General features: G+C 68.5%; 21 protein-coding genes and 4 pseudogenes. 12 read left to right on the top strand and 13 right to left on the bottom strand.

Annotated features, from left to right (window positions below):
• Positions 1–203: 203 nt before the first annotated feature.
• Positions 204–532: pseudogene (locus FB157_RS49190) on the bottom strand (transposase); the annotation flags it as partial.
• A gap of 680 nt (positions 533–1212) precedes the next feature.
• Between FB157_RS49190 and FB157_RS44625 the strand changes: the two are divergent.
• The 6 genes and pseudogenes from FB157_RS44625 to FB157_RS44605 all read left to right on the top strand — a co-directional run bounded on the left by FB157_RS44625 (position 1213) and on the right by FB157_RS44605 (position 8586).
• Positions 1213–5049: a S8 family peptidase gene (locus tag FB157_RS44625; protein ID WP_145887208.1), complete on the top strand. Its 3837-nt coding sequence runs from the start codon at positions 1213–1215 to the stop codon at positions 5047–5049.
• 113 nt (positions 5050–5162) lie between these two features.
• Entirely contained in the window at positions 5163–5582 is a 420-nt protein-coding gene (locus FB157_RS49185; RefSeq protein WP_261386976.1) for a hypothetical protein, read from the top strand.
• Positions 5534–5821: a hypothetical protein gene (locus tag FB157_RS49180; protein WP_261386975.1), complete on the top strand. Its 288-nt coding sequence runs from the start codon at positions 5534–5536 to the stop codon at positions 5819–5821. Before FB157_RS49185 ends, FB157_RS49180 begins: the two co-directional genes overlap by 49 nt.
• A gap of 642 nt (positions 5822–6463) precedes the next feature.
• Positions 6464–7468 carry a helix-turn-helix domain-containing protein gene (locus FB157_RS44615; RefSeq protein ID WP_145887206.1) on the top strand — a complete coding sequence of 335 codons (1005 nt, stop codon included), beginning with the start codon at positions 6464–6466 and terminating at the stop codon, positions 7466–7468.
• Between the two features lie 213 nt (positions 7469–7681).
• Positions 7682–7834 (top strand): annotated as a pseudogene (locus tag FB157_RS44610) (ABC transporter ATP-binding protein); the annotation flags it as partial.
• Positions 7831–8586, top strand: coding sequence for a hypothetical protein (locus FB157_RS44605; protein WP_186581960.1), 756 nt, complete (start codon positions 7831–7833; stop codon positions 8584–8586). The pseudogene FB157_RS44610 and the gene FB157_RS44605, both read left to right, overlap by 4 nt.
• Here the strand turns inward: FB157_RS44605 and FB157_RS44600 are convergent.
• Positions 8566–8847, bottom strand: coding sequence for a hypothetical protein (locus FB157_RS44600; protein ID WP_145887204.1), 282 nt, complete (start codon positions 8845–8847; stop codon positions 8566–8568). The genes FB157_RS44605 and FB157_RS44600 overlap by 21 nt on opposite strands.
• 277 nt (positions 8848–9124) lie before the next feature.
• Between FB157_RS44600 and FB157_RS44595 the strand changes: the two genes are divergently transcribed.
• On the top strand, positions 9125–9382 hold the full coding sequence (locus FB157_RS44595) for a hypothetical protein (protein ID WP_145887202.1): 258 nt from the start codon (positions 9125–9127) through the stop codon (positions 9380–9382).
• A 594-nt stretch (positions 9383–9976) separates the two neighbouring features.
• Here FB157_RS44595 and FB157_RS44585 read toward each other — a convergent pair.
• Positions 9977–10618, bottom strand: coding sequence for a GNAT family N-acetyltransferase (locus FB157_RS44585; protein ID WP_145887199.1), 642 nt, complete (start codon positions 10616–10618; stop codon positions 9977–9979).
• Positions 10619–10834: 216 nt separating this feature from the next.
• Between FB157_RS44585 and FB157_RS47820 the strand changes: the two are divergent.
• Positions 10835–11143: pseudogene (locus tag FB157_RS47820) on the top strand (transposase); the annotation flags it as partial.
• 307 nt (positions 11144–11450) lie between these two features.
• On the opposite strand, the gene FB157_RS44575 reads toward FB157_RS47820, so the two are convergent.
• On the bottom strand, positions 11451–12368 hold the full coding sequence (locus FB157_RS44575) for an AraC family transcriptional regulator (RefSeq protein ID WP_145887195.1): 918 nt from the start codon (positions 12366–12368) through the stop codon (positions 11451–11453).
• 81 nt (positions 12369–12449) lie between these two features.
• Between FB157_RS44575 and FB157_RS44570 the strand changes: the two genes are divergently transcribed.
• Entirely contained in the window at positions 12450–13295 is an 846-nt protein-coding gene (locus tag FB157_RS44570) for an NAD(P)H-binding protein (RefSeq protein ID WP_145887193.1), read from the top strand.
• Here the strand turns inward: FB157_RS44570 and FB157_RS49175 are convergent.
• The 3 genes from FB157_RS49175 to FB157_RS44560 form a co-directional block, all read right to left on the bottom strand.
• On the bottom strand, positions 13292–13714 hold the full coding sequence (locus FB157_RS49175; protein WP_261386974.1) for a hypothetical protein: 423 nt from the start codon (positions 13712–13714) through the stop codon (positions 13292–13294). The genes FB157_RS44570 and FB157_RS49175 overlap by 4 nt on opposite strands.
• Before the next feature lie 179 nt (positions 13715–13893).
• Positions 13894–14421: a hypothetical protein gene (locus tag FB157_RS49170; RefSeq protein WP_261386972.1), complete on the bottom strand. Its 528-nt coding sequence runs from the start codon at positions 14419–14421 to the stop codon at positions 13894–13896.
• The gene (locus FB157_RS44560; RefSeq protein WP_145887191.1) at positions 14418–14765 is read right to left on the bottom strand and encodes a helix-turn-helix transcriptional regulator; all 348 of its coding nucleotides are present in this window, start codon (positions 14763–14765) and stop codon (positions 14418–14420) included. The genes FB157_RS49170 and FB157_RS44560 overlap by 4 nt, the downstream gene beginning before the upstream one ends.
• Before the next feature lie 283 nt (positions 14766–15048).
• Here FB157_RS44560 and FB157_RS44555 point away from each other — a divergent pair, with 283 nt between their 5' ends.
• Complete coding sequence (locus tag FB157_RS44555; RefSeq protein ID WP_145887189.1) at positions 15049–15567, top strand: HEAT repeat domain-containing protein; 519 nt, start codon at positions 15049–15051, stop codon at positions 15565–15567.
• A gap of 300 nt (positions 15568–15867) precedes the next feature.
• Here the strand turns inward: FB157_RS44555 and FB157_RS44550 are convergent, their stop codons facing one another.
• From FB157_RS44550 to FB157_RS48115, 3 genes are all read right to left on the bottom strand, one after another.
• On the bottom strand, positions 15868–16431 hold the full coding sequence (locus FB157_RS44550) for a hypothetical protein (protein WP_261386971.1): 564 nt from the start codon (positions 16429–16431) through the stop codon (positions 15868–15870).
• A gap of 23 nt (positions 16432–16454) precedes the next feature.
• Positions 16455–16817, bottom strand: a complete 363-nt coding sequence (locus tag FB157_RS48120; RefSeq protein WP_222441036.1) for a hypothetical protein — start codon at positions 16815–16817, stop codon at positions 16455–16457.
• A 319-nt stretch (positions 16818–17136) separates the two neighbouring features.
• Positions 17137–17964: an ISL3 family transposase gene (locus FB157_RS48115; protein ID WP_261386979.1), complete on the bottom strand. Its 828-nt coding sequence runs from the start codon at positions 17962–17964 to the stop codon at positions 17137–17139.
• 233 nt (positions 17965–18197) lie between these two features.
• Between FB157_RS48115 and FB157_RS49165 the strand changes: the two are divergent.
• Positions 18198–18482: pseudogene (locus tag FB157_RS49165) on the top strand (GNAT family N-acetyltransferase); the annotation flags it as partial.
• Positions 18483–18602: 120 nt separating this feature from the next.
• On the opposite strand, the gene FB157_RS44535 reads toward FB157_RS49165, so the two are convergent.
• Positions 18603–18881, bottom strand: a complete 279-nt coding sequence (locus tag FB157_RS44535) for a hypothetical protein (protein WP_145887187.1) — start codon at positions 18879–18881, stop codon at positions 18603–18605.
• Positions 18882–19404: 523 nt separating this feature from the next.
• Positions 19405–19920: a hypothetical protein gene (locus FB157_RS44530; RefSeq protein WP_145887185.1), complete on the bottom strand. Its 516-nt coding sequence runs from the start codon at positions 19918–19920 to the stop codon at positions 19405–19407.
• A gap of 650 nt (positions 19921–20570) precedes the next feature.
• Here FB157_RS44530 and FB157_RS44525 point away from each other — a divergent pair.
• Positions 20571–23261 (top strand): BTAD domain-containing putative transcriptional regulator, encoded by a 2691-nt coding sequence (locus tag FB157_RS44525; RefSeq protein WP_222441034.1) that lies wholly within the window; start codon positions 20571–20573, stop codon positions 23259–23261.
• Positions 23262–23517: 256 nt separating this feature from the next.
• Here FB157_RS44525 and FB157_RS44520 read toward each other — a convergent pair whose 3' ends face one another.
• The gene (locus FB157_RS44520) at positions 23518–24273 is read right to left on the bottom strand and encodes an AAA family ATPase (protein ID WP_145887181.1); all 756 of its coding nucleotides are present in this window, start codon (positions 24271–24273) and stop codon (positions 23518–23520) included.
• Positions 24274–24689 lie beyond the last annotated feature (416 nt).

Below are 24689 nucleotides of genomic sequence, written 5' to 3'. Positions count from 1 at the left end.
AGTCCCGGGTAGTAGCCGCGTTGGTACGGCGACAAACGGGAGGCGTTCAACTGACCCTCACCCCGGCACACAGGGCAGACCTTCGTTGTGCCGCATTCCCTGCATCGGCTCCTCCGGTGGGGCTGGCCAAGCACCCACCCGCAGCCACCGCATCCGGGACACCAGCCGAGGCCGTCGCACTCGTAGCAGAGTCGTGAGCGTTGGCGCCCGAGAGGATTCGGCCCTGCCGGTCCCCCTTTTCAGGGCCCGCATGTTCACGGAGTCGATCGCGCAGCGAGACCAACCGCGGGCGCCGAGCTCGTGGAGGCCAGGCGGTGAAGCTTCGCCCACACCCTGGCCTTCGACCAGTTCACGCCGCCGATGGACTGTCGCACCAGAAGGTCCGGACGAAGCGGACGGCAGCCACGTGCACCGCGAAGTTGCGACGAACACGATCGCCGCCAGCACCTCTCCGTGTCGGCGCCCGCCACTGCCCCTGCGAACGTGTTGGCGCCCCCGGCACCACCCGCTGGAACAGCTCCCCCCAGCTCATCCGGCACCAGCCACTCAAGGATCCCCGTTTCGACAGGCAAGAGATGGGCTGTTAGATCGGAAAGCCTGGAATGTTCTCACGCAGCGTCTTGAGCCGCTGTGTGAACTATCTTGTTGCTGCGTCGACATCGTTGCGCTCCGTGCAGATCTCTCCATGGGCGACATCAGCCGTGATCTGGTCCAGAAGGTCAACGTACCGCCGGTAGCCGAGCGCTCTGTTGCACTTGAGAAGCCATCGTGCCGCGTCGTCAGCCCTATCCCCGCCCCCGGTCGTGTGAGGGCAGAAAGTACCAGACTTGCCGATGCGACGCTTGCACTAGGTGTGCGGTCCGGGGAGTTAGGTGACGGGCGACATGCGCCTTCGTGGTGCTTGAACGAGTGATCACTAAACGGACAGACACATCCGATCAACTGACCAGCCCATCAAAGAGACACGCTCTAGCCAGAGCCTGTCCAACGCCTCATCCAACGCCCCGTGCGCCGCGCGCACTTCGTCAGCAGGCCCGGACTGACATCCCTACATCGCGGCACTGACGAGCGAGGACGCGACCTTCAGGCGCCGCGTGTCGCTTTTAGGTCACGTCGCACATGTGACAGCTGTGACTAGTGACAGGCCCGACTGCACCAACGAATGATTTCGGCCAAGTTGTGGCGTGCAGCTGTACGAAAGGTGTTCCCCTGATGGCAAGAATCCGCCTCAAGGCGGCGATATCGACTGGATTGCTGGTGGTGGCCGGTGTCGCGCCGGCCGTCGCCGCAGCACGGGCGCCGGCCACCGACCTTGTCACTCGTTCCGTCTCCGGGCAGAAGGCCCGCTCCGCGACCGTACGGCTGGTGACCGGCGACCAGGTGACCGTGACGTCGCTGCCCGGCGGACGGCGAACCGCGTCGGTGCAGCCCGGCCCCGGGCGCGAGCACGTGCCCTTCGAGACGTTCGAGGGCGACGACAAGTCGCTGACCGTGATGCCGTTCGACGCCCAGGGGCTGGTGTCCGCCGGGACGCTGGACCGTCGGCTCTTCAACGTGACCGCCCTGATCTCCCAGGGCTACGACGAAGCTCACACGTCCGCGCTTCCGCTGATCGTCTCCTCCGCGCCGTCCCGGCAGGGAGCCAGGGCCGGCGCACGGGCCTCGAAGGCCGCCGCGGACCTTGCCGACCGGCTGGTGGCGCTCAAGTCGACGCACTCCCGCACCCTGGCGAGCATCAACGCGCGGTCCGTGCGGGTCTCAGGCAAGGACCTGGGGACATTCTGGAAGACGCTGAACCCCGGTGAGAAGTCGGACGCCGCCCGGGCCGCGGTCACCCCGCGGATCTCGCTGGACGGCAAGGTCAAGGCCATGCTGGACCGCAGCACGGCGCAGATCAACGCCCCCACCGCCTGGAAGGCCGGCTACGAGGGCCAGGGCGTCAAGGTGGCCGTGCTCGACACCGGTGTCGACGCCGCCCACCCCGACCTGGCCGGCCGCATCGCGGAGGCCGAGGACTTCTCCGGCAGCGGGAACACCGCCGACCACTTCGGCCACGGCACCCACGTCGCCTCCATCGTCGGCGGCACCGGCGCCGCCTCGGACGGCACCCGGCGCGGTGTCGCGCCCAAGGCCGACCTGCTGATCGGCAAGGTCCTGGACGACAACGGCTACGGCAACGAGTCAGGCATCATCTCCGGCATGGAGTGGGCGACCGCCGAGCACGCCAAGGTCGTCAACATGAGCCTCGGGGCGCCCGAGCAGACCGACGGCACCGACCCGCTCAGCCAGGCCGTCGACAACCTGACCGCCTCCACCGGCACGCTCTTCGTCGTCGCAGCCGGCAACTCGGGTCCGGATCCGTACACCGTTGGCACGCCGGGCGCGGCCGACTCCGCGCTGACCGTGGGTGCCGTCGACCGCGACGACTCCCTGGCCCCCTTCTCCAGCCGCGGCCCGCGCTTCGGTGACGAAGCGGTCAAACCCGACGTGACCGCCCCCGGCGTGGGCATCGTCGCCGCCCGCGCGGCCGGCACCACCCTGGGCGACCCGGTCGACGCCAACTACGTGGCGCTGTCCGGGACCTCCATGGCCACCCCGCACGTCGCCGGCGCCGCCGCGCTGCTGGCCCAGCAGCACCCGGACTGGAGCGCCCAGCAGCTCAAGGACGCCCTGATCAGCACCGCGCACACGGTGCCCGGCACCAAGGTGACCGAGCAGGGCGGCGGCCGCGTCGACCTTGCCGCGGCCATGGGCCCGATCACGGCCACCGGCTCTGTCACCCTCGCCCCCCTGACAACTGGCGGCACGCCGGTGCAGCAAAAGGCGGCCACCCTCCACTACACCAACACCGGCGATCACCCGCTCACCCTCTCCCTGTCCGTGAACCTGGCCACCGATAACGGGCGGGTCATGCCCGACGGAGTGGTCAGCCCCGACTCCAGCACCGTGCAAGTGGCCCCCGGTGCCACCGCCGACGTGCCGCTGCGCACCGACTCGACACACGCGGTCCGCGGGAAGTTCTACGGATACGTCATCGCCAAGTCCGCCGACGGCGCCCTGCTCGCCCACACCACCGTCTCCCTCGTGGTGCACGCCCCCCAGCACCGGCTGACCGTGGTCTACCGCGACCGCAATGGCCAGGTCGTGCCCGGCTGGCTGCCGAACATCTGGGGCCCCGACGGGTTCGTGGGCTACACGGACCGCGACGCGGGAGTCGCCGTCGTGGAAGAGGGCACGTACTACCTCAGCGCCGGCTTCTACGACCGGACCGATGACGGCGAAGAAGCCGGCCAGATCGTCGACCCCGAGGTGAAGGTCACCAAGGACATGACGGTGACCCTGGACGCCTCGAAGGTCACCGAGGTGAAGATCCGCACGCCTCGCCCCGCCGAGCAGCACGGCGTCCTCAGCACCACGTTCTACCGCAAGATCGACGGTCAGGGCCTGATGCAGGGCGCCCTGTTCTTCGACACCGTCAAGCGGCTCTATGTCAGCCCCACCCCCCAGGTCACCGACGGTGTCTTCGAGTACTCCTCGCGCTGGCAGATGACGGCCCCGCAACTGCGGGCCAAGGTCTCGGGCAGTTCGCAGCAGTTCGCGCCGTACTACCAGGTGACCTCCCCGGTCTTCGGAGACCAGGGCGCGCGGCTGACCGCCGTGGCCGCCGGCCTGGCGGCGGCGCCCGACTTCCGCGGGGCGCGCGGCAAGCTGGCCGTCGTACGGGACGACAACTCCGCGTGGTACGACCGACCGGCTCTCGCGCAGGCCGCCGCGGACGCCGGGGCCAAGGCGCTGCTGGTGGTCCAGCCCAAGGGTTTCTCCGACTGGACCCGGTGGCAGCCTGACGGTGACCGGATGGCCCTGCCCACCATGCAGACCTCCTGGAAGAACGGGTCGGCCCTGCTGGAGCGCATCAAGCAGGGCACCACGAAGGTAGAGCTCTCCGGTACGGTGCGCAGCCCGTATCTGTATGACGTGATGCAGGTCGCGAAGGGCTCCATCCCCAAGCAGGTGGTCTACACCGTCTCGGATCGCAACACCGCGGAGGTCCGCAGCACGTACACCCGCACCGGTGCCTCGTCCTGGGCGAGCGAACAGCGTTTCGCATGGCGGCCGTTCCAGGACACCGCGTGGAACCAGTACAGCCGCTACGTTCCGGTGGGACAGGAACGCGTCGAATACGTGAGCGCCGGAGACACGCTGTGGCAGCACGTCGTGCACCACAACATCGTCCTCGATGTCGACTTCCCGCTGTCGGCCGGCATGCACGACCTCACGCACACCTACCAGCCCGGCCAACGCGCCACGGAGCGGTGGTTCGGAGCAGTGGTCCGCCCGTCGATCCCGCGTGGCAAGGGCCTGTCATCGGTGCGCAATGGCGACACCCTGTCGGTGTACGTCCCGGAGTTCAACGACTCCGGCGCCGGTCACTGGTCGTTCGCGGAGGCCGACCCCTTCGGCGGAATCGGCGGCGGCCCCGGAGTGTCTTCCGCGGCCGACACGTCCAAGGCGGTGCTGTACCGGAACGGTGAGCAGATCGCCACGTCCGACGACGGCGCGTGGGGCAACTTCGAGGTGCCCGCGGGCAACGCCGAATACCGGCTCGACCTGACCACCGCCCGCGCCTCGGACGACTGGCGCTACGCCACCGACACGCACACGGCCTGGACCTTCCGCTCGGGCACCGCGGCCGAAGCGACCCTGCTGCCGCTGCTCCAGCTCGACTACGACGTACCGGTCGACGCACAGAACGCGGTGGGACGGGCGCGGGAGCACACCCTCGGCCTGACCGTCCGCATGCAGGACGGCATGGCCGCCCCACGCGGCGTGAAGCTGAAGGTCGAGGCGTCCTACGACGACGGGAAGACCTGGACCACGACGCGCACCTCACAGCAGGACGGCGACGGACCGTTCACCGCCACTGTGGAGCGGCCGTCGAACGTGCACGGCGACGCGTACGTGACGCTGCGGGTGACCGCGACGGACTCCGCCGGCAACAGCGTCCAGCAGACCGTGAACCGCGCGTACCTGCACCGCGGCACCGAGTGAGCCGTCGGCAACGCTGACGCGGATGATCCAGACCGAACCGCGGCGGGGGGGGGGGGGGGGGCGGGGGGGCCCCCCCCCCCCCCGCCGCGGTGTGGACGTTCCTGCGTACCTCGATGGACAACACCTTGACCGCCGCCCAGCAGGGCGGGGTGCGGCACGTCGTCATCCTCTCGGTCCTCGGCGCGGACCAGGTGCCCGACCTCGTCCGTTGCCGCGCGCGGTCGGCATCTCCAGCCACCGCCCACGGGGAGGTCCTCACGACGAAGGGCGACGTCTGTACCGCGCCGACCCGCTACACCGACACCATGTACATCACCGCACCCGGCCGGGGCGACTCCGGAGCCGGTCACGTCGATGAGGCCTGCGCCAACTTCGACGTCAAGGACTGGATGTCGCTCGACCAGGGCGCCCAGCAGCTCGACTGGGGCAATGCCGAGTGGCTGCAGGTTCCGGCGCTCGCCGCGGAGCGGCTGCCGTACGGCTGGTGGTCGACAGCGACCGGGGGGCCTGGGCCGACCCGTACTCGACGCTGACGCTGGCGCTGACCGAGTGGAACTTCACGTCTGCGGCCACCGGGACCGAGTCGACGGAGTCCCTCCCGCTGATCCAACTCGACTACGGCATCGACACCGACGAAACCGGCCGGGCCGATCGGCATGCCGACCTGACGGTGACCGCCTCGCACCTGCCCGGCGCCACCGCCGTCATCGGCAAGCCGTCCCTCGAGATATCTCCTACGACGACGGCGGGACCTGGAAGCGGTGCGACCTGACCCGCACCGGCGACGGCTGGCGGACGAGCCTGCGCGCACCGAAGTCGGCGGGCTTCGCCACCCTCCGGGTGACCGCCCGGGACGACGCCGGCAACGCCGTGTCCCAGACGATCACAGGGGCGTCCGGCCTGCGCTGACGTCACCGACGGAGCACGAACCGGGCGGGGCCGCGGTCGGCGGTCCGGCCCGGCGGCACGTCGAGGACCCACCCTGTCGGCGTTCGACGCCGGTGACGCCGTCACACGACGTGTCGGTCAACGCTCGCAACGCGGTACCCGCCGGGCGTACACACACCATCTGCGCCCGGCCGGTCCGCCGCGGGCCGGGCTGTCCGTTCCACACCTGGCGACGGTCCGTGTCGAGATCTTCTACGACGACGGGCAATGCTGGCGCCGGGCGAAGGTGACCGACCGCGGTCACAACGCCTTCCGGGTCGGATCGAGGGGCCGTTGCGGATCGCTCCCGGTTCCTGGGTGATCCTCCGCATCACGGCGCGCGACGCCGCCGACAACTCGGTCGAGCAGACCGTTCAGCGCGCCTACGCCCTGCACCGGTAGCGCCCCCCGCTCTTCCCTGTGATGTAGTACGGTATTCAATCATCGAGTTCAATCATTGAATCCCGTGGGTCGAGGAGGGACATTCGTGGTATTTGAGGCCGTGGGAGTCTCTCCTGAGGAGGAGACCGTCTATGGGCTGCTGGTGACGTCCGGCCGCGCTACGACGGCGGACCTCGTCCAGCGGGCTGGTCTGACGGAGCCGGAGACCGAACGGATCCTGACGTCACTGACGTCCAAGGGCCTCGCCACCCATACGGACGCGACCCCCCGGATGTTCCGGGCGGTTCCCCCGGACGTGGCGCTGCTGCCCAGGCTGAAGCGCAGCGCCGACGCACTGGACCTGGCCCGGGTCGAGGCCGCCCGGCTGGTCGAGTCCTACCGGGACACGATGCGCAGGCACGACGCCGGCCAGTTGCTGGAGGTCATCACCGGGGCCGAAGCCCTGCGGCAGCACCTCAGGCAGATCCAGAGCGACGCGCAGGACGAGATGCTCTGGTTCTGCAAGGCCCAGTACGTGGCCATGCCGTCGGGCAGCAACGCCGAGGAGTTCCAGGCACTGACCCGGGGCGTCCGTTACCGGGTGCTCTACGAGAAGGCGTTCTTCGACGACGAAGGCGCCGTGGACAACGTCGTCGCGGGAGTACGGGCCGGCGAGGCCGCCCGCGCCGTACCGAACCTGCCGTTGCGCCTGGCGATCGCGGACCGTTCCGTCGCCGTCTTCCCTCTCGTGGCCGGCGGACCCCACGGCAGCCCCGAGGAGCCCACCACCGCGCTGGTCAGGGACAGCAATCTGCTCGCCGCTCTGATCGCCCTGTTCGAGCGCTACTGGGAGGTAGCCGTCCCCCTGCACGTCGACGACGCCGGCGCGGTCTCGGGCACCGACGGCGCCGCGGGACCCAACGCCCTCTCCCCCACCAACCACAAGCTGCTGTCCCTGCTGGTGGCGGGAGTCGCCGACAAGGCGATCGCCTCGCAGATGGGGCTGAGTCGACGGACCGTCCAACGCCGCATCCAGGGCATGATGGAGGACGCAGGCGCGACGACCCGAATGCAACTCGCCTGGCAGGCGGCACGCCGTGGATGGCTGTGAACCGGCGCGGTCCCGAAGGCCGCACCCCCAGCCGGCGCCCCTCGCACACGACCAGTCCGCCGCCATCAGATCGCCAACCGCAGCGCCTTCCAGGAACACGACAACCGCCCTACCCGGCGGCACCGCAGACGCCTGGGACGCCGCCCTGCCGGCGGCCAGGCGCGCCGGCCACTGACGCGCAACTCCGGTGACGGCGCCCGCGTCCCCGGCTGCGTCCGCAATCTGCTGATGGATCTGCACCGCGGCGGACAGACCCTCGTGCTGGTGACGCATGACCTGACGCTGGCGGAGGAGTGCGCGACCCGCACCTTCCACCTGGTCGACGGTCAGGTCGCCCTCGACACGTACGCGCAGGCCGTCCGATGAGCCTGTTCGGTATCGGCGCGCTCGGCCGGGTCGTACGCTCCGGGGTGAGCCGGCGGCGGGTGCAGACGGTGGTGATCGCCGTGGCCACGATGATGGCCGTGGCCTCGGCTGTGGTCGTCGGGTCGCTGATGATCGCCGCGGCCGCACCCTTCGACCACGCATTCGGGAAGCAGCAGGGCGCCCACATCACCGCACAGTACGATCCTGCCAAGGCGAGTGCGGCGAAGCTGGCCGGCGTCACCTCGAGCGCGGGGCCGTACCCGTCCACGGCGTTCCGCCCGGCGGATCAGACGGGCTCCCGCATGCCGACGCTGACCCTGGTCGGGCGGTCCGGTGCGGACGGCGACGTGGACCGCGTGGACCTGAAGTCCGGCCGGTGGGTGCAGAAGCCGGGCGAGATCGTGCTCGCCGCGTCGTTCGAGGGGCCCGCCATCGAGGTCGGCTCCACCCTGAAGACTTCGGACACCGCGAACGCCCCGACGCTGTCAATCGTCGGCTTCGCCGTGTCGGCCAGCAAGACCGCCGATGCCTGGGCGACCTCCGCGCAGGTCGACACGCTGGCGTCGGAGGGCAACCCGCTCACGAGTCAGATGCTCTACCGCTTCGACTCCGCGAGCGCGGAGAAGCAGATCCTCGCCGACCGGAAGAAGCTCGCCGCCTCCGTGGGGTCCGGGGCGCTGCTGGGTACCCAGTCCTGGCTAGACACCAAGCGCGCCGCGCCCGGCCAGCTTCTACTTCGTCCAGCGTTCTAGGTTGGCGAGGCGCTGATCGCGGGCCGGGGGCGAACCGGTGGCCATCAGGAGGTCGCGCAGGTAGTTCAGGGTCTTGCCCGCCGGCAGCTCGTCGAGTAGCGCGTGGGTCACCGGGCGGGGGTCCTTACCCAGGGCCGTCAACAGAGCGCGGACCTTCGGCTTGGTCAGCCAGACCATGGCGTGCTGGCCAACGGCCGGCACGACGAGTACCTCGACGGGGACACAGTGCCGCTGCCCGAAGCACTGCGGATCGTGGGCCACATCCTCACGGCAGGCACCCCCCCGAGTGCCACAACATGGTTGGTCGACAGATAGAAGATGGCAGCACCTGGGGAATTATGTGACCGCAGCCCTGGGGAATTACGCGATCGTCCACAACAACAGGCGGACCAGGTCGTGTTCAGAGAGCAAATCGTTCGGAGCAGCTGAGCTGGACATCAGTAACCAGCGGCCCGAGCCTGGAAGTCAAGTCGGAACCGGGTGGAACCACCCGCACCGACGGCAACGCAATCGATCTCTTCGGAGAGAGGACTTGGGAATGGCAGCTCAGGAGTCGGTTCAGCTCAGAGACAAGGAACTCGAACACGTGCGCGCGTTGACGCGGGAGATCGACGCCAAGCTTCGGCAGATCCACGAGATCACCATGGGGCATGTGCGCGGCGAGGAGGGCAAGTACCGACCGAAGCAAGCGCGGTTCGTCTTCGACAACATCCGAGTGGTAATCGAGGATGAAGCCGGGTGCGGAGTCTACGAAGACCCGCCCGGGATCTGCCGACCGTGCCGGCCGGGTGAGTAGCACCGCCTGACGTACTCGCCTTGCGCTCACTGGTGGGGATGATCAGGTCGGGCTGGATCTGCTCGACGGACTCGCCGTTCGCCCGGCGTCGGAGCATGGTGTGGAGCAGCATGTCATCCGTGGTGACCGGGGCCGGCCGCCGGCTTGCCCTTGCGGGCGCTCGACGCTCAAAGATCATCCCGTGGCGCGTTTCTGGCGATCTGGGTCATGGCCCTGGAGGGGCTCGACACCGCCCACCCCACCCCATCACCGTTCGGCTCAGTGCCGTTGATGGTGATGTTGAATTTCGTGTGGGGCGGGGTGGGCTTTGACCTCGATCGAGAGGACCGCGTATCCGCGCGTTCAAGGGGCTGATCATCTGTCCCTTGGCGGCTGTGACCGGCTCCGGCAGCTCGAAGTACTTCTCGCGCAGCGCGGCCTGGATCGCACGGGTCTTCGCGTCCCGGCCACGACGCCGAGCACGGGCGAGGGCCGCGGCGACCTGAGAGCGTGTCAGCTTCGCCGACGCGATGGTGCGAGCGCGCGGCCCACGCCCTTACAGGCCATCCCATTTGGCTCCTCGCTGGAGTGTTCGGAACCACGATGGAGCGGGCTTCAGTTCCGCATGGCGCCGGTCAGTGGAGCTAGCGCATGCCATCCCTCCGTTTCGTACAGAGCCCGGCCTTCCGACGTCGCGACGAGCACGCCCTCTGTCGCACCCTGTCCGGCGGCAGCGTTGGCGAGCGTGTGCATCACGAGGCGACCCAGACCACGGCGTTGATGAGCTGGGTCGGTCTCGACCTGGTCGACGACTGCGGTGGGGCCGACGACGGCGATCTGTCCGCGTGCGGCGAAGGCACCGTCGGTGGTGCGCACCAGGACATGGGTGACGCCGGCTCGGGTCCAGCTGCGCAACCGGTAGCCGTCGGCCGTCTTGGGTGGGGCGTCGGGACAGGCGGCGCTCAGCGGGGCGGACATCAGGAAGCCGGGTCCGCCGGCGAGGGACCATCCAAGCCCGAGCCAGGGCTCGAGTGCCTCTGGGGATGCGGGTGCCTTCAGCCATACGCCGGGCGCAGTGGTGTCTTCAGTGATCTTGCGGATAGCCGCATCGTCGGCGGTTGTTAGCACGTGGCGTACGACATGCCCGGGCAGGCCAACGTCAATGGTGAACCCCCACGCAGTAGCGGCCGGGTCGGCTGTGCCGCGCGAAGCGGACCAGCCAGACACCCACGCTTGAATGGCCTCGGCCGTGTTCATGAGAGGTTGAACACCCCCTGGATGCAAGTAATAGACGAATAGCAACCATACCTATTACGTCCAGGGTGTCGGCTCAGTTGCCCGGCCGTTGACGGGAACGGGCCTCGACTGTGGCCTTGACCGGAGCCGGGCTGTGGTTTTGCAGGTCAGTCGCGTGCCCGAGCCGCGTCGTCGGTTCACGAGTTACCTCATTCCGCGCCTCGATAGCCTGCCTCGGTGGGGATAGTTGAGCGGCTGGTGCCGGATGAGCTCTGGGAGTTGTTCAAGCGAGTGGTGCCCGAGGCGCCGACGCGGCCGCAAGGTGGAGGCCGGCGGCGGTACGGAGACCGGGAAGTGCTCGCCGCGATCGTGGCGGTGATGGGTTGCACGTGGCAGCAGCTGCCGTCCACCTCTTTTGGGCCGTCGGGCGCAACGGCTCACCGGCGCTTCGCGGAGTGGTCGAAGGCTCGAGTGTGGGCGAAGCTTCACCGCCTGGTCCTTGACGAGCTCGGCTCTCGGGGCGAGCTGGACTGGCGATGCCCGGTACTGATCGTGAGGCCGGACGAACGGCCCCGCCTGGAAGAGATCCGCGAGAACCTCCACGCCAGGATCACCGAAGCCGAACGAGAAGGATGGCTGGGCGACGTCGAGCAACTGACCGTCAGCCTCACCGCAACCCACGACAAGATCAGCCAGATTGACGCCAGCGAGAGGCGGAAGAGCTCGCCGGTATTCGTCGGCATGCCGACGATCAAGCAACTAGCGGTCCGGGAAGCCCAAAACCTGAACAAGACGGACTAAGGACTCGTAACAAAAGCGGACTTCCCTCTAAAGGGCCTTCGCAGGGCACGAATCAGTGCGGCACGTAATCCGGCTGCACGGTCCGGGCCGCCGCCCGCCACTTGCCCGGCGACACGCCGTGCCGACGGCGGAACGCGGTGGAGAACGCGTACTCGTTGCGATAGCCGACCTTGGCGGCGATCTGGGCGAGCGTCACGTCGGAGCGTGCGAGGGCGTCTTCGGCGCGCTGCATGCGTACGCCGGTCACGTAGCTGCCGGGCGAGTCTCCGGTGACCTCGCGGAACCGTAAAGAGAAGGCGGCGCGGGACATCCCGGCCAGATCGGCCATGACTGGGACGGTCCACTCGCCGGCCGGTTCGGCGTGCACGTGCTCCAGGACCCGTCGCAGGCCCGGCTGGGACAGTGCCCGGTACCAGCCGGGTGCTGCCTCCCCCGCCTGTGCCCACCAGGAGCGGAGGGCGAAGATCAGGTTGACGTCGAGGAGGCGGTCCAGCAGGACCTGCTGTCCAGGGGCGTCCTGTTTGATCAGGTCGGCCAGCAGGGCCACGGCCGCCGCATGGGCGCTTTCCTGGTCGGTCGCCGGTACGACGACGGCGCGCGGCAGGGCGCGGAGCAGGGATGCGGCGAAGCTGCCGTCGAGGATGTAGGCGCCGCACAGGATGAGTGCCGCGTCGCCCTGCCTGGTGTCGGTTCCGCGCAGCCGGGCGTCGGCGATCGGCTCGGCGGTGACGTCCGGGTCGCTGACCAGGGCGTACGGCGCGCCCGAAGACATCAGCACGACGTCCCCCTCCCCTAGCCGGAGCGGTTCCTGGCCGGGCTCCTCGAGCCAGCCGGTGCCCTCGATCAGCACGTGGGCGGTGAGCGGCCGGCGCCCGCTGAACCGCACGCCCCAGGGCCGGACCCGGCGCAGTACGGAGAAGACCGCGCCGCGGGCGCGCGCCTGCGCGAGCTGGTCGGTCAGCACGTCCATACCCGAATCCTAGACGAACACGAATGAATGCCAGCTGATCGAACATTTTCCGTCCACGGTCACGTTCGTATCGTGGAGGACATGGCACCGTTCCTGATCCTCGGCGGCACCGGCAAGGTCGGCCGCCGCCTAACCCACTCGCTCACCCACACCGGGCACGATCCGCGTCCGGCCAGCCGGAACTCGGCGACCCGCTTCGACTGGCAGTACGACTCCACCTGGCCGGCGGCGTTGGCCGGCACAGAGGGGGTGTTCGTCATCGGCCCCGGATCGGCGACGGACTGGAGTCCGCGTCTGACCGGCCTGCTGGAGGCGGCCCACGCTGCCGGGGTGCGGCGCGCGGTCCTGTTGTCGGCGCGCGGCGTGGAGTTCCTGCCCGACGGAGCCGTCGCCAGGGCGGAGCAGGCCCTGCGCAAAGGGCCGCTGCCATGGACGATCCTGCGACCGTCGCACTTCGCCCAGAACTTCACCGAGGCGATGTTCGCCCCGCGCCGCGGGCTGATCAGCGCGCCGGTCGGCATGGGCGCCGAACCGTTCATCGACGTCGCCGACATCGCGGACGTGGCGGCCGCTGTCCTCCCGGGCGGCTTCGAGGGCGAGACCCTGGCGCTGTCCGGCCCCGAGGCAGCCGACTTCGTCCAGGCGGCGCAGATCCTCACCGAAGCGTCGGGCACCCTGGTCCGGTTCGCAGACCAGTCCGACGCCGACCACGTGGCCCAGCTGCGCGCGGCGGGCACACCCGAGGGCTACATCGAGTGGCGCATGGCAATGCTCGGCGGTATCCGCCGGGGCGAGGACGCCTACCTGAGCGACGGCGTGAAGCACGTTCTAGGCCGGAGCCCGATCGGGCTGCGGGAGTGGGCGGCGCGTGAGGTGCCAGGCTCGGATTGGGCCATGGCTGTGCGGGGTGGCGACCAAGCCGGCTAAAGCACGCCGCAGTCGGACGCTAAACGGCGAAGGTGCGCGAGCACCTTGCCCGAAGGAAGGTCATCGAGGATGTCGTGGGTGACGCAGCGTTCGTCGCGGCCGATGCGTTCCAGCAGGTCCTGGACCTTCGGCCGGGAGATCCAACCCAGAGCGACGTCGGGGCGCTCGGCACTCGTCAACGCCTCGTGGAACGACACAAGTTCAGGGGTGATGGTGCCGGTGTCGTTGCCGAGTAGACCGCGGATCCTCTGGTCGAGGATGCATCCCTGACAGGCTCGGGGGCTGAGCTGCCAGGTGGCCTGGCAGACCGGGCAGCGTCCCCAGAAATCGGGGTCGGGGTTGGTGCATTTCGCGCACAACGGTTCCTCGAAGCTGCCGCCGCGGGCTTGGGCGACGGTGCCGCAGCCGTTGCAGGTCACCCATCGCTGCTGGCAGCGTTCGCACCAGGGCTGTCCGGTGGCGCGGGACACCTCGCATGGGGCGGTGCGGCCGCAATGCCCGCACTCCTGGATCTCCTTCGGCCTGCAGCTGGGGCAGCGGACACCGTCGGCGAGCCGGACCGCGACCGGCCGACGGCGGCCGCAGCCGACGCAGACTTCTAGATTGACCGGGTCACGATCAGACAGTTGGGACACAGCGGCTGACCGGCGGCATCCCGGGTGGCGGGCTCACGCACGGCGCCGCAGCGTGCGCAGGGGACGGCCGCATGCTTGGCGAAACAGGCCCGGCAGACCCGCTGGCCGTCCAGTAGCTTCGACAGCGCCTTCACCCCGTGGCAGCGCGGGCAGGCCGGCTTGACGACACGTCCGCCCGAGCGGCTGCCGACGTAGGGGCGGGGGCGACCGCATTCGCCGCAGTGGGGCAGGGCGGTGTCCCGAGCACCTGCTTCACGGAGGGCCATCAGCAGCTTGGCGACGCGGAACGGAGCGGGTGGCTTGCCGGTCCGCAGCAGCGAGGGGTTGTCGTGGAGCGCCTGGGCGAGGTTGCGGCGGCCGGCCCGTGAGCGTACGAGGTTGCAGACGATGTCACGGACGTGGTCGGCGTCCAGGTGCTTCTCGACGTTACTGACCAGCCACACGATCATGCCGACCGGATCGGCGAGGACCTCTTCAGAGTTCTCGGTCACCGGTCAACTCCACTGATCTGCGCTCGCCTTGGCCGCAGTCCGCCAACGCCTTCGGTGACGGAGGCCCGGCCTGCGGCGGCCTTCTTGGGCTTCTTCGCCGCCGCGGCCGTGGCGATCGGTTCGATGAGGTCGTCCATGGTGCAGTCGAGGATGTCGAGCAGAGCCATGAGGATCTTGAGACTGAGTCGCTCGGGTCGCTCCACGACGAGGCGGTAGACCTGGCTGCTGGACAGCGTGATGCCGCGTTCCTTCAACGGCGCCATGAGATCGGTGGTGGAGAACATCCCGCGGTCCGCCATGCTCTTGCGCAGGTGCCAGTGGTAGTCGAGCTTGGCGGCCATCATCGGGTCCTTCCTCGTCAGACGCCGGCGAACGCCGGGGCCAGTGCCTTGCTCAGGGCAGTGTTCATGAAGTCGTCGCCGCCTCCTGGCCGAGGACAACATCCTCCACCAGCGCGTGACCAGTGACCCCGACATTGAGTACGGGAATGTCCGGCAAGAATGATCTTGCTAGGGTTCACTCAAGACCTGGGGCGTTGAACAACCTCACATGTGAACATCGGCCTAGCTACCGGTGACGCGCCAAGCTCTTCAACGACAACATCACCGCATGAGAGGTGGTCAGGCGATGACGCCTGAGGAGCAGGATCTGGTCATGGGCCTGGCGGTCGGACTGGGTGAGGGTCCGACGCGCACGCTCGACGAGGTGCTCGCCCACTTCGGCGAGTCCGACGGTGGGGCCCTGGCGCTCCGGCTGCTCCGGGACGCCATGGAGCGCCGGGACGCCGACGACGTCGAGATGGCGTTGATCGTCCATAGCGCCGCCGACGCCTCGGCCGAGGAGTTCCTGGAGCCGTTGATCGAGCTGTTCCCTGCCGAATGGCACAGGAAGCACGAGGACATCGTGTCCATGCTGGGCGAGCTCCACTCCCCCAAGACGGTGCCGACGCTGGTCGAGGCGACTCGCTGGGTTCCCGAGCACCTGGACTTCGACGAGTTCCGGGCGCTCGCGGTGAAGGCGATCTGGGCGCTCGGCGGCATTCCCGGCGAGGAAGCCCGGGACGCCCTCAAGAGCCTGCGCGGCGCCGAGAACGAGATCATCCGCGAGAACGCGATGAAGCAGCTCGCACGCCGCGGCGAGCTCTGACCGCGGAGTCGTAGCCCTTCATCCGCAACGCCCGGCTGAGTTTCCTCGGCCGGGCGTTCCGACCAAGATCAATCTCACCAGGGTTTCCGTTACCTCAACTACTCACACCCGTAAACCACCCGCCGGGCCGTGTGTGACTCCCCAAGTCATCGACATTGACCAAGGGACCGGCCCACGCGGTGACTCCCGAAGCCGTCGACAAACGACTCCCGCTCTCGGGTTCTGGCTCAACTTCTGTGACGCGGGCTGCGTGAGGGGTTCAGATAGGAGATGTCCAAACTCGGTGGCGAAAACAAGCTGTCAGTTCTCCGCTGTCGGCAGCTTGTTCAAGAACTGTTTCGCCGCCTCGATCGCTTCTCTGCTGAGTTCCTCGAAGGAGACGCCCCAGCTCTGCTCCCAACCGTCTAGGTTGTGCGCACAGTGCACAAGTGATTCCAGCTCTTCGGGGTAGCCGAGGTCATAGGCGATGTCTGCCCAGATGAGGTGAGTGCCGGCGGCGGGATCCAGGGATCCGTCGGCGATCTGACCGGCGATCCAGGAGGCCATCGCCCACTTTGCGGCCCGGGAGTCCGCGGGCGGCTGGAAGAGCAGTCCCAGCTCCTCCAGCACCTGGTCGAAGAGCGCTGGCGCTTCGGGCTCCTCGCTCCGGAGGAGGCCAGCCAGCATGGCGAGGGACGGGCTCTCAACCCCAGCGATCAACGCGTCCAGCCCTGCCTGAATGAGCCGGTCAGACCCGACGTGCCTACCAAATGCCCTCTCACGCGCGATGCGTCTGAGCCGATCGAGGGCGTCGTCGCGGGTCATCCAAGTCTTCTCGGTCGGCATCTGGGAGGAGAAGGCTTGCACATCCGCCGACGCTGCCATCGAGTTCCTCCCGTCGTCGGTGATCAGGACATGAGGACGCGCTTCCGCGGGAGGGTGAAGCCTGCGCGGCCGAACATCTGCCGCTTGAGCATCTTGATCCGGTTGACGTGCCCTTCCACGACGCCCGAGCTCCAGGGCAGACTCAGGCCGGCGATGACGGCGTCGCGGTCGATGCCTGCGGCGAGGGTGTGGAGGCTGGGCCGGTCGTCCTGCCGAACGGCGTCGAGCCAGTCGGGCAGGAGCTCGCCCTGGCGCTCGGTGAGCATGGTCGCGAAGGAGCGGACGTGCCTGGTGAGGGCGTCGAGTTCGGAGCAGTGCGTCCGGACCGCTTTGAGCTGGAGTTGCTCGGTCTCGGTGAGGGTTTCACAGGACGGCGGAGGATCCATCCGGCGATGGTCCGGGGCGAGGGCGGGCGGGCGTTCGCCGGCCGCGGTGAGGTGCGCCTGTCGTGCAGGTAGGCGCGAACGCGCTGGTAGCTGCCCTTGTAGCCGAGTGGCACGATCTCCTCCCACAGCTTCCAGGCGTTGGTGCAGCCCTCGCTCCAGCGGTCGTCCAGGTACGGCTTGTAGTCGTTGAGGACGGAGGGCCGGTTCTGCCACTGACCGGTGAACAGCTCTTCCGGCGTTGCGGCGTCGGCAAACTGCTTGACGGTGCGGTAGGTCATCCCGAGCTGCCGCTGGACCGAGCGCCGGCTGTGCCCCGCCGTCAGCAGTGCGTGGACGGCGGCATGCCGGGCCCGGGTCCGATCGGCGAATCGGTGCCCGCGCGGCCAAGGAGAACCGGACGAGTCCGCGGCCGGAACAGCCTCGGGTTCGGGGCCGGGTTCAGGGGCCGTGGGCACCAGGGCGCGGAGGCAGCGACGGTGCGGGCAACGCTCCGCTCGGCGGCCTCGCTCAGGTTGTGCCAGAGATGCCACCGGTCCGCGACCTGGACGGCCTGCGGCGCACCGGCGGTGGCGCCCTCGGCGAAGAACGGCGCCCGGTCCCGGCACACGACCTCGACACCGCGCCGGTCGGCGAGCCAGGCCGCCAGGCTCGATGCCTCCCGGTCGGGCAACAGGTCGACAGGACGGCGGGTTTCGACGTCGACGAGAACGGTGCCGTAGTGGCGGCCCTTGCGAGTGGCGTACTCGTCGACGCCGACCACACGCGGGGCGGGCACCTCCGGGTCGGGAAGGGCGTCGACCAGGCGCAGGACGGTGCTCCGGCTGACGGAGACCCCGAGCGCGGAGCTCAGGCGAGCGCCGGCCCGGCCCGCCAAGGCGAGACCGACCGAGGCCAGCGTCGAGCGCAGCCGCTCGGTCCGTTGACCGTGCCTGCGGGTCAGGCCGGGTATCTGCTCGACGAAGGTGCGGCGTCCGCACCCAGAGTTCCCGCAGGTGAACCGGCGGACCCTCAGTCGGAGAACAATGCTTCGGCCGGCGCTGGGCACGTCAGCGGGAAACCGCAGGTGGGAACTATGAACCCGGTTCGACCAGACCTCGCACGCTGGGCAAACGGCACCGTTCGCAGTGCATTCGGCGTCGACGCGCACTATCGCAATGCCCACGTCCACCGACAGCACCGCGACGTCCGTGATCGATGGGAACAACAGCTCCTTCAACCGGAGCACGATCTCTTCCACGGCCCCGAACTGTCATCCCAACCGCCTTGACCATGGCCCATTTTCGGGTGACTTCACCTCCTGCCCGGACAGGCTCATCCATCACTCAGCGTGAACGCGTCACAGAAGTTGAGCCAGAACCCGTTCTCGTGCACGAGGCCAGGCTTGGGGCGTCGTGCCGGATCGCGGAGCGGTGCGGGTTCCGGTACGAGGGGACGCTGCGGGGTGCGATGTTCGAGGCGGGGCGGTATGACGCGTTCCGGGACATGCAGCATCACCGCCTTGTCTTGGTGACCTGGGACTTCGTAGGTGAGCTGTACTGCACTCTGTCCACCGGGACCGGTGCGGGTGACAGTCGGATTGGCTACCACGGCCTCAGCGAAGCCCGCGTTGTTCCAGGTGGCGCTGTTTCCAAGGCTGTTTCACCGGTTCCGGGGCCAACGCCGTGACGTGATTGGCCTGCCGGACTCAAGTCCGGGATCAGGGCGGTGATTCCTCGTTCGGGTTGCCGGATCGAGTGACACCACGTGTGCCCTCCGACCGCGGGCCTCCGTCGGCCGGAAGATGGTCTACACCAGCCGGTTCAGTCGGAAAGCCAGTCCCGTTCGCGCCGGCTGCCATCCGTGATCGAGCGCGGTACGAACTCCCGCCTCGACGATGGAGGGAACCACGGGAAAGGCCGACGTCGCCGCCATCAACACCGCGCCCTTCTGGTCGGCCTGCTCAACCACGAAGTCGAACCGCCCCGACGCGCACCCCGTGCAGCAACCGGCCCCGCCGGACACACGCCACCGATACGCCACGCCATCGACCGTGATCAGGCGGGTGCCCTTCTTCCGCAGAGCCAACTGTGCTCCTCAACTCGGACGCAACGTCAGGCGCGAACGCCGGGGCCTTCGAATTGAATCCGACAGCCCGGCTCAGTTTCTGCCCCGACAACCGGCCCGATCATATGTCTGCCGCATGGGGTGATGCTCTCGTATTTTGCGCCCTCGAACGCCTGGCCCCGGGCGCGCCGTCGAAGCCGGGTGGGTCGACACCTGCTACAGATCCAGTACCGAAAGACCGCCACCGGACAACGGCTGTCCGCGATCGGCATACGCTGGGCATGGAGGGGCGCGAGCACAACAGACGGGGCTCGATAGAGAACTCAAGCACGGCCCCGTCTGTTCGCCGACTCGGTGGCCGTGGCGATAGGGCACGGTGGTCACGGGGCAGGGCGTAAGGGGCGGGGAGTCAGCCCCTTGTGGAGGTTCTCGCCGATCGCCTCGACAGCGGCGCCAGGACGGCGTCTTCAGGCCATGGCCCTGGAACGGGCGGGCGGCCACCAGCCTTGTGCCTCGAAGCGGCGGCCGCTCGGCCCTGGTGGGGCTAGTGCGCTCCGATGGTGGTCCTCGGGCTCTGTACGTCGCCGTAGTACCTGCCGTTCAGCCAGAACCCGGTGGAGACCACGTAGGTGCCCGCCGGGGCATCCCAGTATTCGCTGTACCCGGGTGCTCCTCCACCGGTTCCCGCGACGGTGGTGCCCTGTCCGGTGGAGACCCCGGACCCGCAGCCGAAGTCGTGAGCCCAGCCGCCGGTGTTGACGTTGATCGCGTGCGCGCAGTACACCACGCCAGTGCCGGAGTAGTTCTGGAACGGGATCGTGGCGGAGATGGTGTAGCCGTTGTTCTCGACCCAGTAGCAGGAGTCGATCGAGATGTTGTTGGTGATGTACGCGTAGTTGTGCGTGGTCCACGACCGGCACGCGTATGCGCTGTACGCCGGGGAGACGACGTGGGTGCTGGACGACGGGGTGGCGGCGTGGGCGCCGGACGCCGTGAGGAGGCTGCCGGCCAGGGAGGCCGCAACGGCTGCCGAGACGGTGAGTGCCTTCTTGAAACTCATAGGTACCTTCCATTGTCGACGCTTTCGCGTAGTTCGCGAGACCAGTGAGCGTGAGCCTCGTTCCTCATCCGGCGCATTCCTGCGTCGGATGAGGATCTTCGGCTCAGATCGACCGTGCTGCCTCGGCTGGGCGTGGCCGCTCGGCCGGTGAGAAGCTGCGGTCCTACTGACCCATCGGTCAGCCATGGGTCTGGGCCACTGTGGTGGAGGTGGCCGTGGCGACAGCCGTTGTCGCGGCCACCACTGCTGCCTTGACCGAACGTTTCATTGCTGTTCCTTTCGTTGCGCGGGATGGCCGAGTGACCCACGGTGACGCTATGGACACGGGTCCGTCGGCCGTCCTAGGTTCGTCCTAGTGCCAGGTCAGTCAGGGAGTCGGCGCTGAGCGTGAAGTGCCGGGGGGGAACATGAGATTTGGCGTGCTGGGGCCGTTACGCGCCCAGATCACCGGGCGCGACGTCCGGCTCGACGGACCGCGGCAGGCCAAAATGCTGGCCGCGCTTCTGGTCGACGCCAACAACGTCGTCGCCGTGGAACGGCTCGTCGCCGTGATGTGGGACGGGAAAGCACCCGCCACCGCGGTCCGTCAGGTCCAGGACGCGCTCTCCGGGCTGCGCCGCAACCTTGCCGCGTGCGGAGCACCCGGCTCCTTGATCAGCACGCGGCGCGGCGGCTACCAGATTCATCTGGCCCCGGATCAGCTCGACCTACTGAAGTTCGACCACGAGCGGTCCCTCGCCGAACGGCACAAGGCGCCGTTCGAGACAGCTGTCGCGCTGCGGCGCGCGCTGGCCTGCTGGCGCGGGAACGCCCTGGTCGACATCTCCAGCCGGGTCCTGGAGTTCGATGCGGCACGGCTGAACGAGAAGCGCGCTGCCACACACAAGCTGTGTCTGAGCATCGAACTCGACCTGGGGCGTCATCGTGAGGTCATCGAGGAGCTGACCATCCTGCGACGCGAGCACCCCTACGACGAGCACGTCGCCCAACACTTGATGGTCGCTCTCTACCGGTGCCAGCGACAAGGCGAGGCGCTGCAGGTGTACGAGCGGCTGCGCCAGACACTGGCAGGCGAACTCGGCGTCGACCCCACCGCGCCGATCCAGGCGCTGCATCGGCGCATCCTGGTCGCCGATCCCGACCTGGCGGCCTCTGCCCCGGCGGCTGGTCCCTCGGACACACGACCGGAAAGTCCTGGCGCGGCGGCCACCGAACCGGATATGGCCATGCCGGTGCGCCAACTGCCCCTCGATGTGCCTGACTTCGTGGGCCGCGCCGACGCGCTGGCCGAGGTCGCCCGATTACTCGACGCGTCGGCGCCGAACCCGGCCCCGGTGGCCGTCATCGTGGGCGGTCCCGGTGTCGGCAAGTCCTGTCTCGTGACGCACGCCGCGCGGCTGGCGAGCGCCGCCTTCCCCGACGGCCAGCTCTACCTCAACCTCGCCGGGACGTCGGACGAGCCGCGGGACCCGGCACTGATGCTGGCCGAGGCGCTGCGTGCACTCTCGATCGCCGGCAGCGCGATCCCGAACAGCCTGTCCGAACGGGCCGCGCTCTACCGGTCGTTGCTGGCGGACCGCCGGATGCTGGTGGTGCTGGACGATGCCGGTCAGGCCGATCAAGTGCTGCCGTTGCTACCGGGAGCCGACGGCTGTGCCGTGTTGATCACCAGCCGCACTCTGCTGACGCACCTTCCCGGCGCCCGGCACATCGACCTGGACGTGCTGAGCCCGGCAGAGGCGCGGGAGTTATTCACCGGCATCGTCGGGCGGCGGCGGGTCGAGCGGGAACCGGCGGAGGCCGACGCGATCCTCGACTGCTGCGGCAACCTGCCGCTGGCCATCCGGATCGCCAGCGCCAAGCTCACCGGCCGTCCGGCCTGGACCCTGCGGGTGCTGCGGGAGCGGATCGAGGACGAGTCCCGGCGGCTGGCTGAGCTGAGGATCGGGGATCTCAGCGTGCGTGCCAGCATCGAGCTGAGCCTGCGGCTGCTGCCGGCCGACGCGGTGCGCGCGCTGAGCCTGCTGGGTCTGCTCGGCCCCTACACCCTGCCCGGCTGGGTGTTCGGCCCGCTGTTGGACCGCTCGGACGCCGAGGAGGTGCTGGACACCCTCGTTGACGCCAGTCTGGTGCGGCTCACCGCCACCGACGCCATCGGCCAGCCGCGGTACCGCCTGCACGACCTGATCAGGACCTGTGCCGTGGAGATCGCCGCCCAGCTGCCGGCGGCGGACAAGAGGGACGCGATTGTCCGGGTGCTGTCCGCCTGGCTCGATCTGGCCGCGCGCGGCACCGATCGGCTGCCGGCCGGGCTGCTGGTCGGCGAGCCCGGTTCGGCGCCACGCTTGTCGCTGCCCGACGCGGTCGTGGACCGGCTGATGGCCGACCCCGTCGGCTGGTTCGACGTGGAACGCGACACCCTGCTCGGCGCTGTGAAACTGGCCGTGGACTGGGGACTGCACGAGCTGGCCTGGGAGCTGACGGCCGGCACGGTCACCTACTACGACCACCGGTGCCTGTATCAGGACTGGGAGCACGGACACCGACTCGCATTGGAAGCAGCCGAGACCGCCGGCAACCGGCGCGGCGCATCAGTACTCCTGCGCGGACTTGGCCAGCTACACATCTACCGAGACGAGTTCGACGGAGCAACCCGTGCCCTGCAGTCCTCCGTCGAACTGTGCCAGAGCAGCAACGACAAACGCGGACAGGCGTTGTCGGTGGCGATGCTAGGCACAGTCAGCCGGGTGCAAGGCCGCTACGACGAAGCCGCCGATCGTGTCGAGCAGGCCCTGGCCCTCGCAGTCGGTGAGGGCGACCGGCACCTCGAAGCGCAGCTGTCCTGCTCGATGGCCGTGATGCGGCTCATGCACGGCGAACTCGACGAGGCGGAATCCTGGTTCGGCCAGGCCCTACGCCAAGCCAAGGCGCTCGACGACGGGCATCGAGTAGCAGTCGTGCTACGCCGGTTCAGCCGCCTACACGACCGGCGAGGCAATCCGGACGAGGCGCTGCGCTGCCTGCGGCAGGCGTTGGCCACCTTCGAGGAACTGGCCGACGAGCGGTGCGCCGCGTACACGCTGCTGGAAGTCGGCCGCGTACACGCCGGCCGGCACGACCGGGACCAGGCAAGCCCAGCGTTGGAACGCGCCGCGGACCTGTTCCACCGACACGGCGACCGCCAAGACGAAGCCGCATGCTGGCAACTCATCGGCGACCTGGACGCCGCCGCCGGCCTCCACCACCTAGCACGCCAACACCACCAGCGGGCACAGCGGTTATGGCAGACCATCGGTAACATGCACCAGACCAAAGCAGCAGCGCCACCCTCATCGCCGTAACCCAGCCGGGTACGCCGTACCATGCCGCGTACGCTGCCCGAGAGCTTCGAAGGCACCGTCGAGCCGGCATGCAGCCGCCGAAGCCCACCGTGACGTCGCATGACGCGAACCGGTCACCGCCACCGTCATCAAGGGGCGCAGAGCTGTGCGCGCAGGTCAGAACGGTGATCCGGGTGCCAGGCACGTAAGGCAAGCCGTTGGACATGTCGAAAACGGGCGGCATGTCCGGGCAGAGAGCGCCGTCGAACGGGCTGGTCTATGCCTCCTCGGCGAACATCTGGTCCAGGAAGCGGACAGGGTGATTGATGAACGCGCGGGTCAAAGCGACGGGCTCGGCCTGCTCATATTCCACCTGCTCAATGGTGCCGTCGCTTTCGATCTGCAGGATTCGTGCGCCGGGCATGGCTAGCAGGATCGGCGAATGCGTGGCCACCACGAACTGGCACCCTTGTTGAACAAGGTCTCGGATTCGGACCATCATCGCCAGGCATCCCTGGACCGACAAGGCTGCCTCCGGTTCATCCAGCACGTAGAGACCGTTCGGGCCGAAACGATGGTGCAGCAGGTCGAGGAACGACTGTCCGTGGGAGCGTTCGTGCAGGGACCGGCCGCCGTAGGCGTGCAGCAGTTCCCCCGAGCCTTCGTCCAGCCGCTCGATCTCAGTGGCCACGTTGTAGAAACTCTCCGCGCGAAGAAAGAAACCCGTGCGAGGTCTACGATTCCAGCACACAGTCAGGTGATCGCCCAGATCGGACTCGGTGGCCCGGCTGGCGAACCGGAAGGACCGGGAACCGCCCTCGGCGTTGAACCCGGCGGCCGTGGCCAGAGCCTCGATCAAGGTGGACTTGCCCGAGCCGTTGTCGCCGACCAGGAACGTCACCGTGGGGTCCAGATCGAGTCTGCCCATGCCGGCGAGGCGGGCGACCACCGGCAGGCTGAAAGGGTATCGATCGGTGCCCACGCGCGAATCGAGCGCGATATAGCGGACAAAGCCCTGGCCGTGGCGGGTCATCGGCTGCCCGTTCTCATCCAGTCCGATGCAGCAGGGTCTCTCGGAGTCATGCCCTGACCATAGCTCCCGGCGCTGACAGCCTGCCGACTACGGGGAGCATCCCGATGCCGCCTCGGCAAGAGAGCTGGTGCCTTCCAAATTCACCAACGTCACCCGACCATGGATCGGGGTGCCTCCCAAACCCATCGATGAAGTGCCGTCGGACAGCAGATGTCCAGCACTTCGGGCGGCACCAGAGCGCACCGAGAATTCGAACGTAGCCACGGCGTTTCCGCAATTTCGTGTGTGCGGCGCCGACTATGTCAGAGTCGCCCAGGCGGCCTACTGACCTTCAAAGCGTGGTGTCGGCAGGGCTGACGGTTCATGATCCCTGCGGTACGCCGGTGGCATGAGGTATGCGCAAGGGGGCGGACTGA

The sequence above is a fragment of the Streptomyces sp. BK340 genome (assembly GCF_007827595.1).
Lineage (GTDB): Bacteria > Actinomycetota > Actinomycetes > Streptomycetales > Streptomycetaceae > Streptomyces.
Note: the sequence above shows the minus strand (reverse complement) of the source record. Positions and strands in the feature narration are given on the sequence as shown.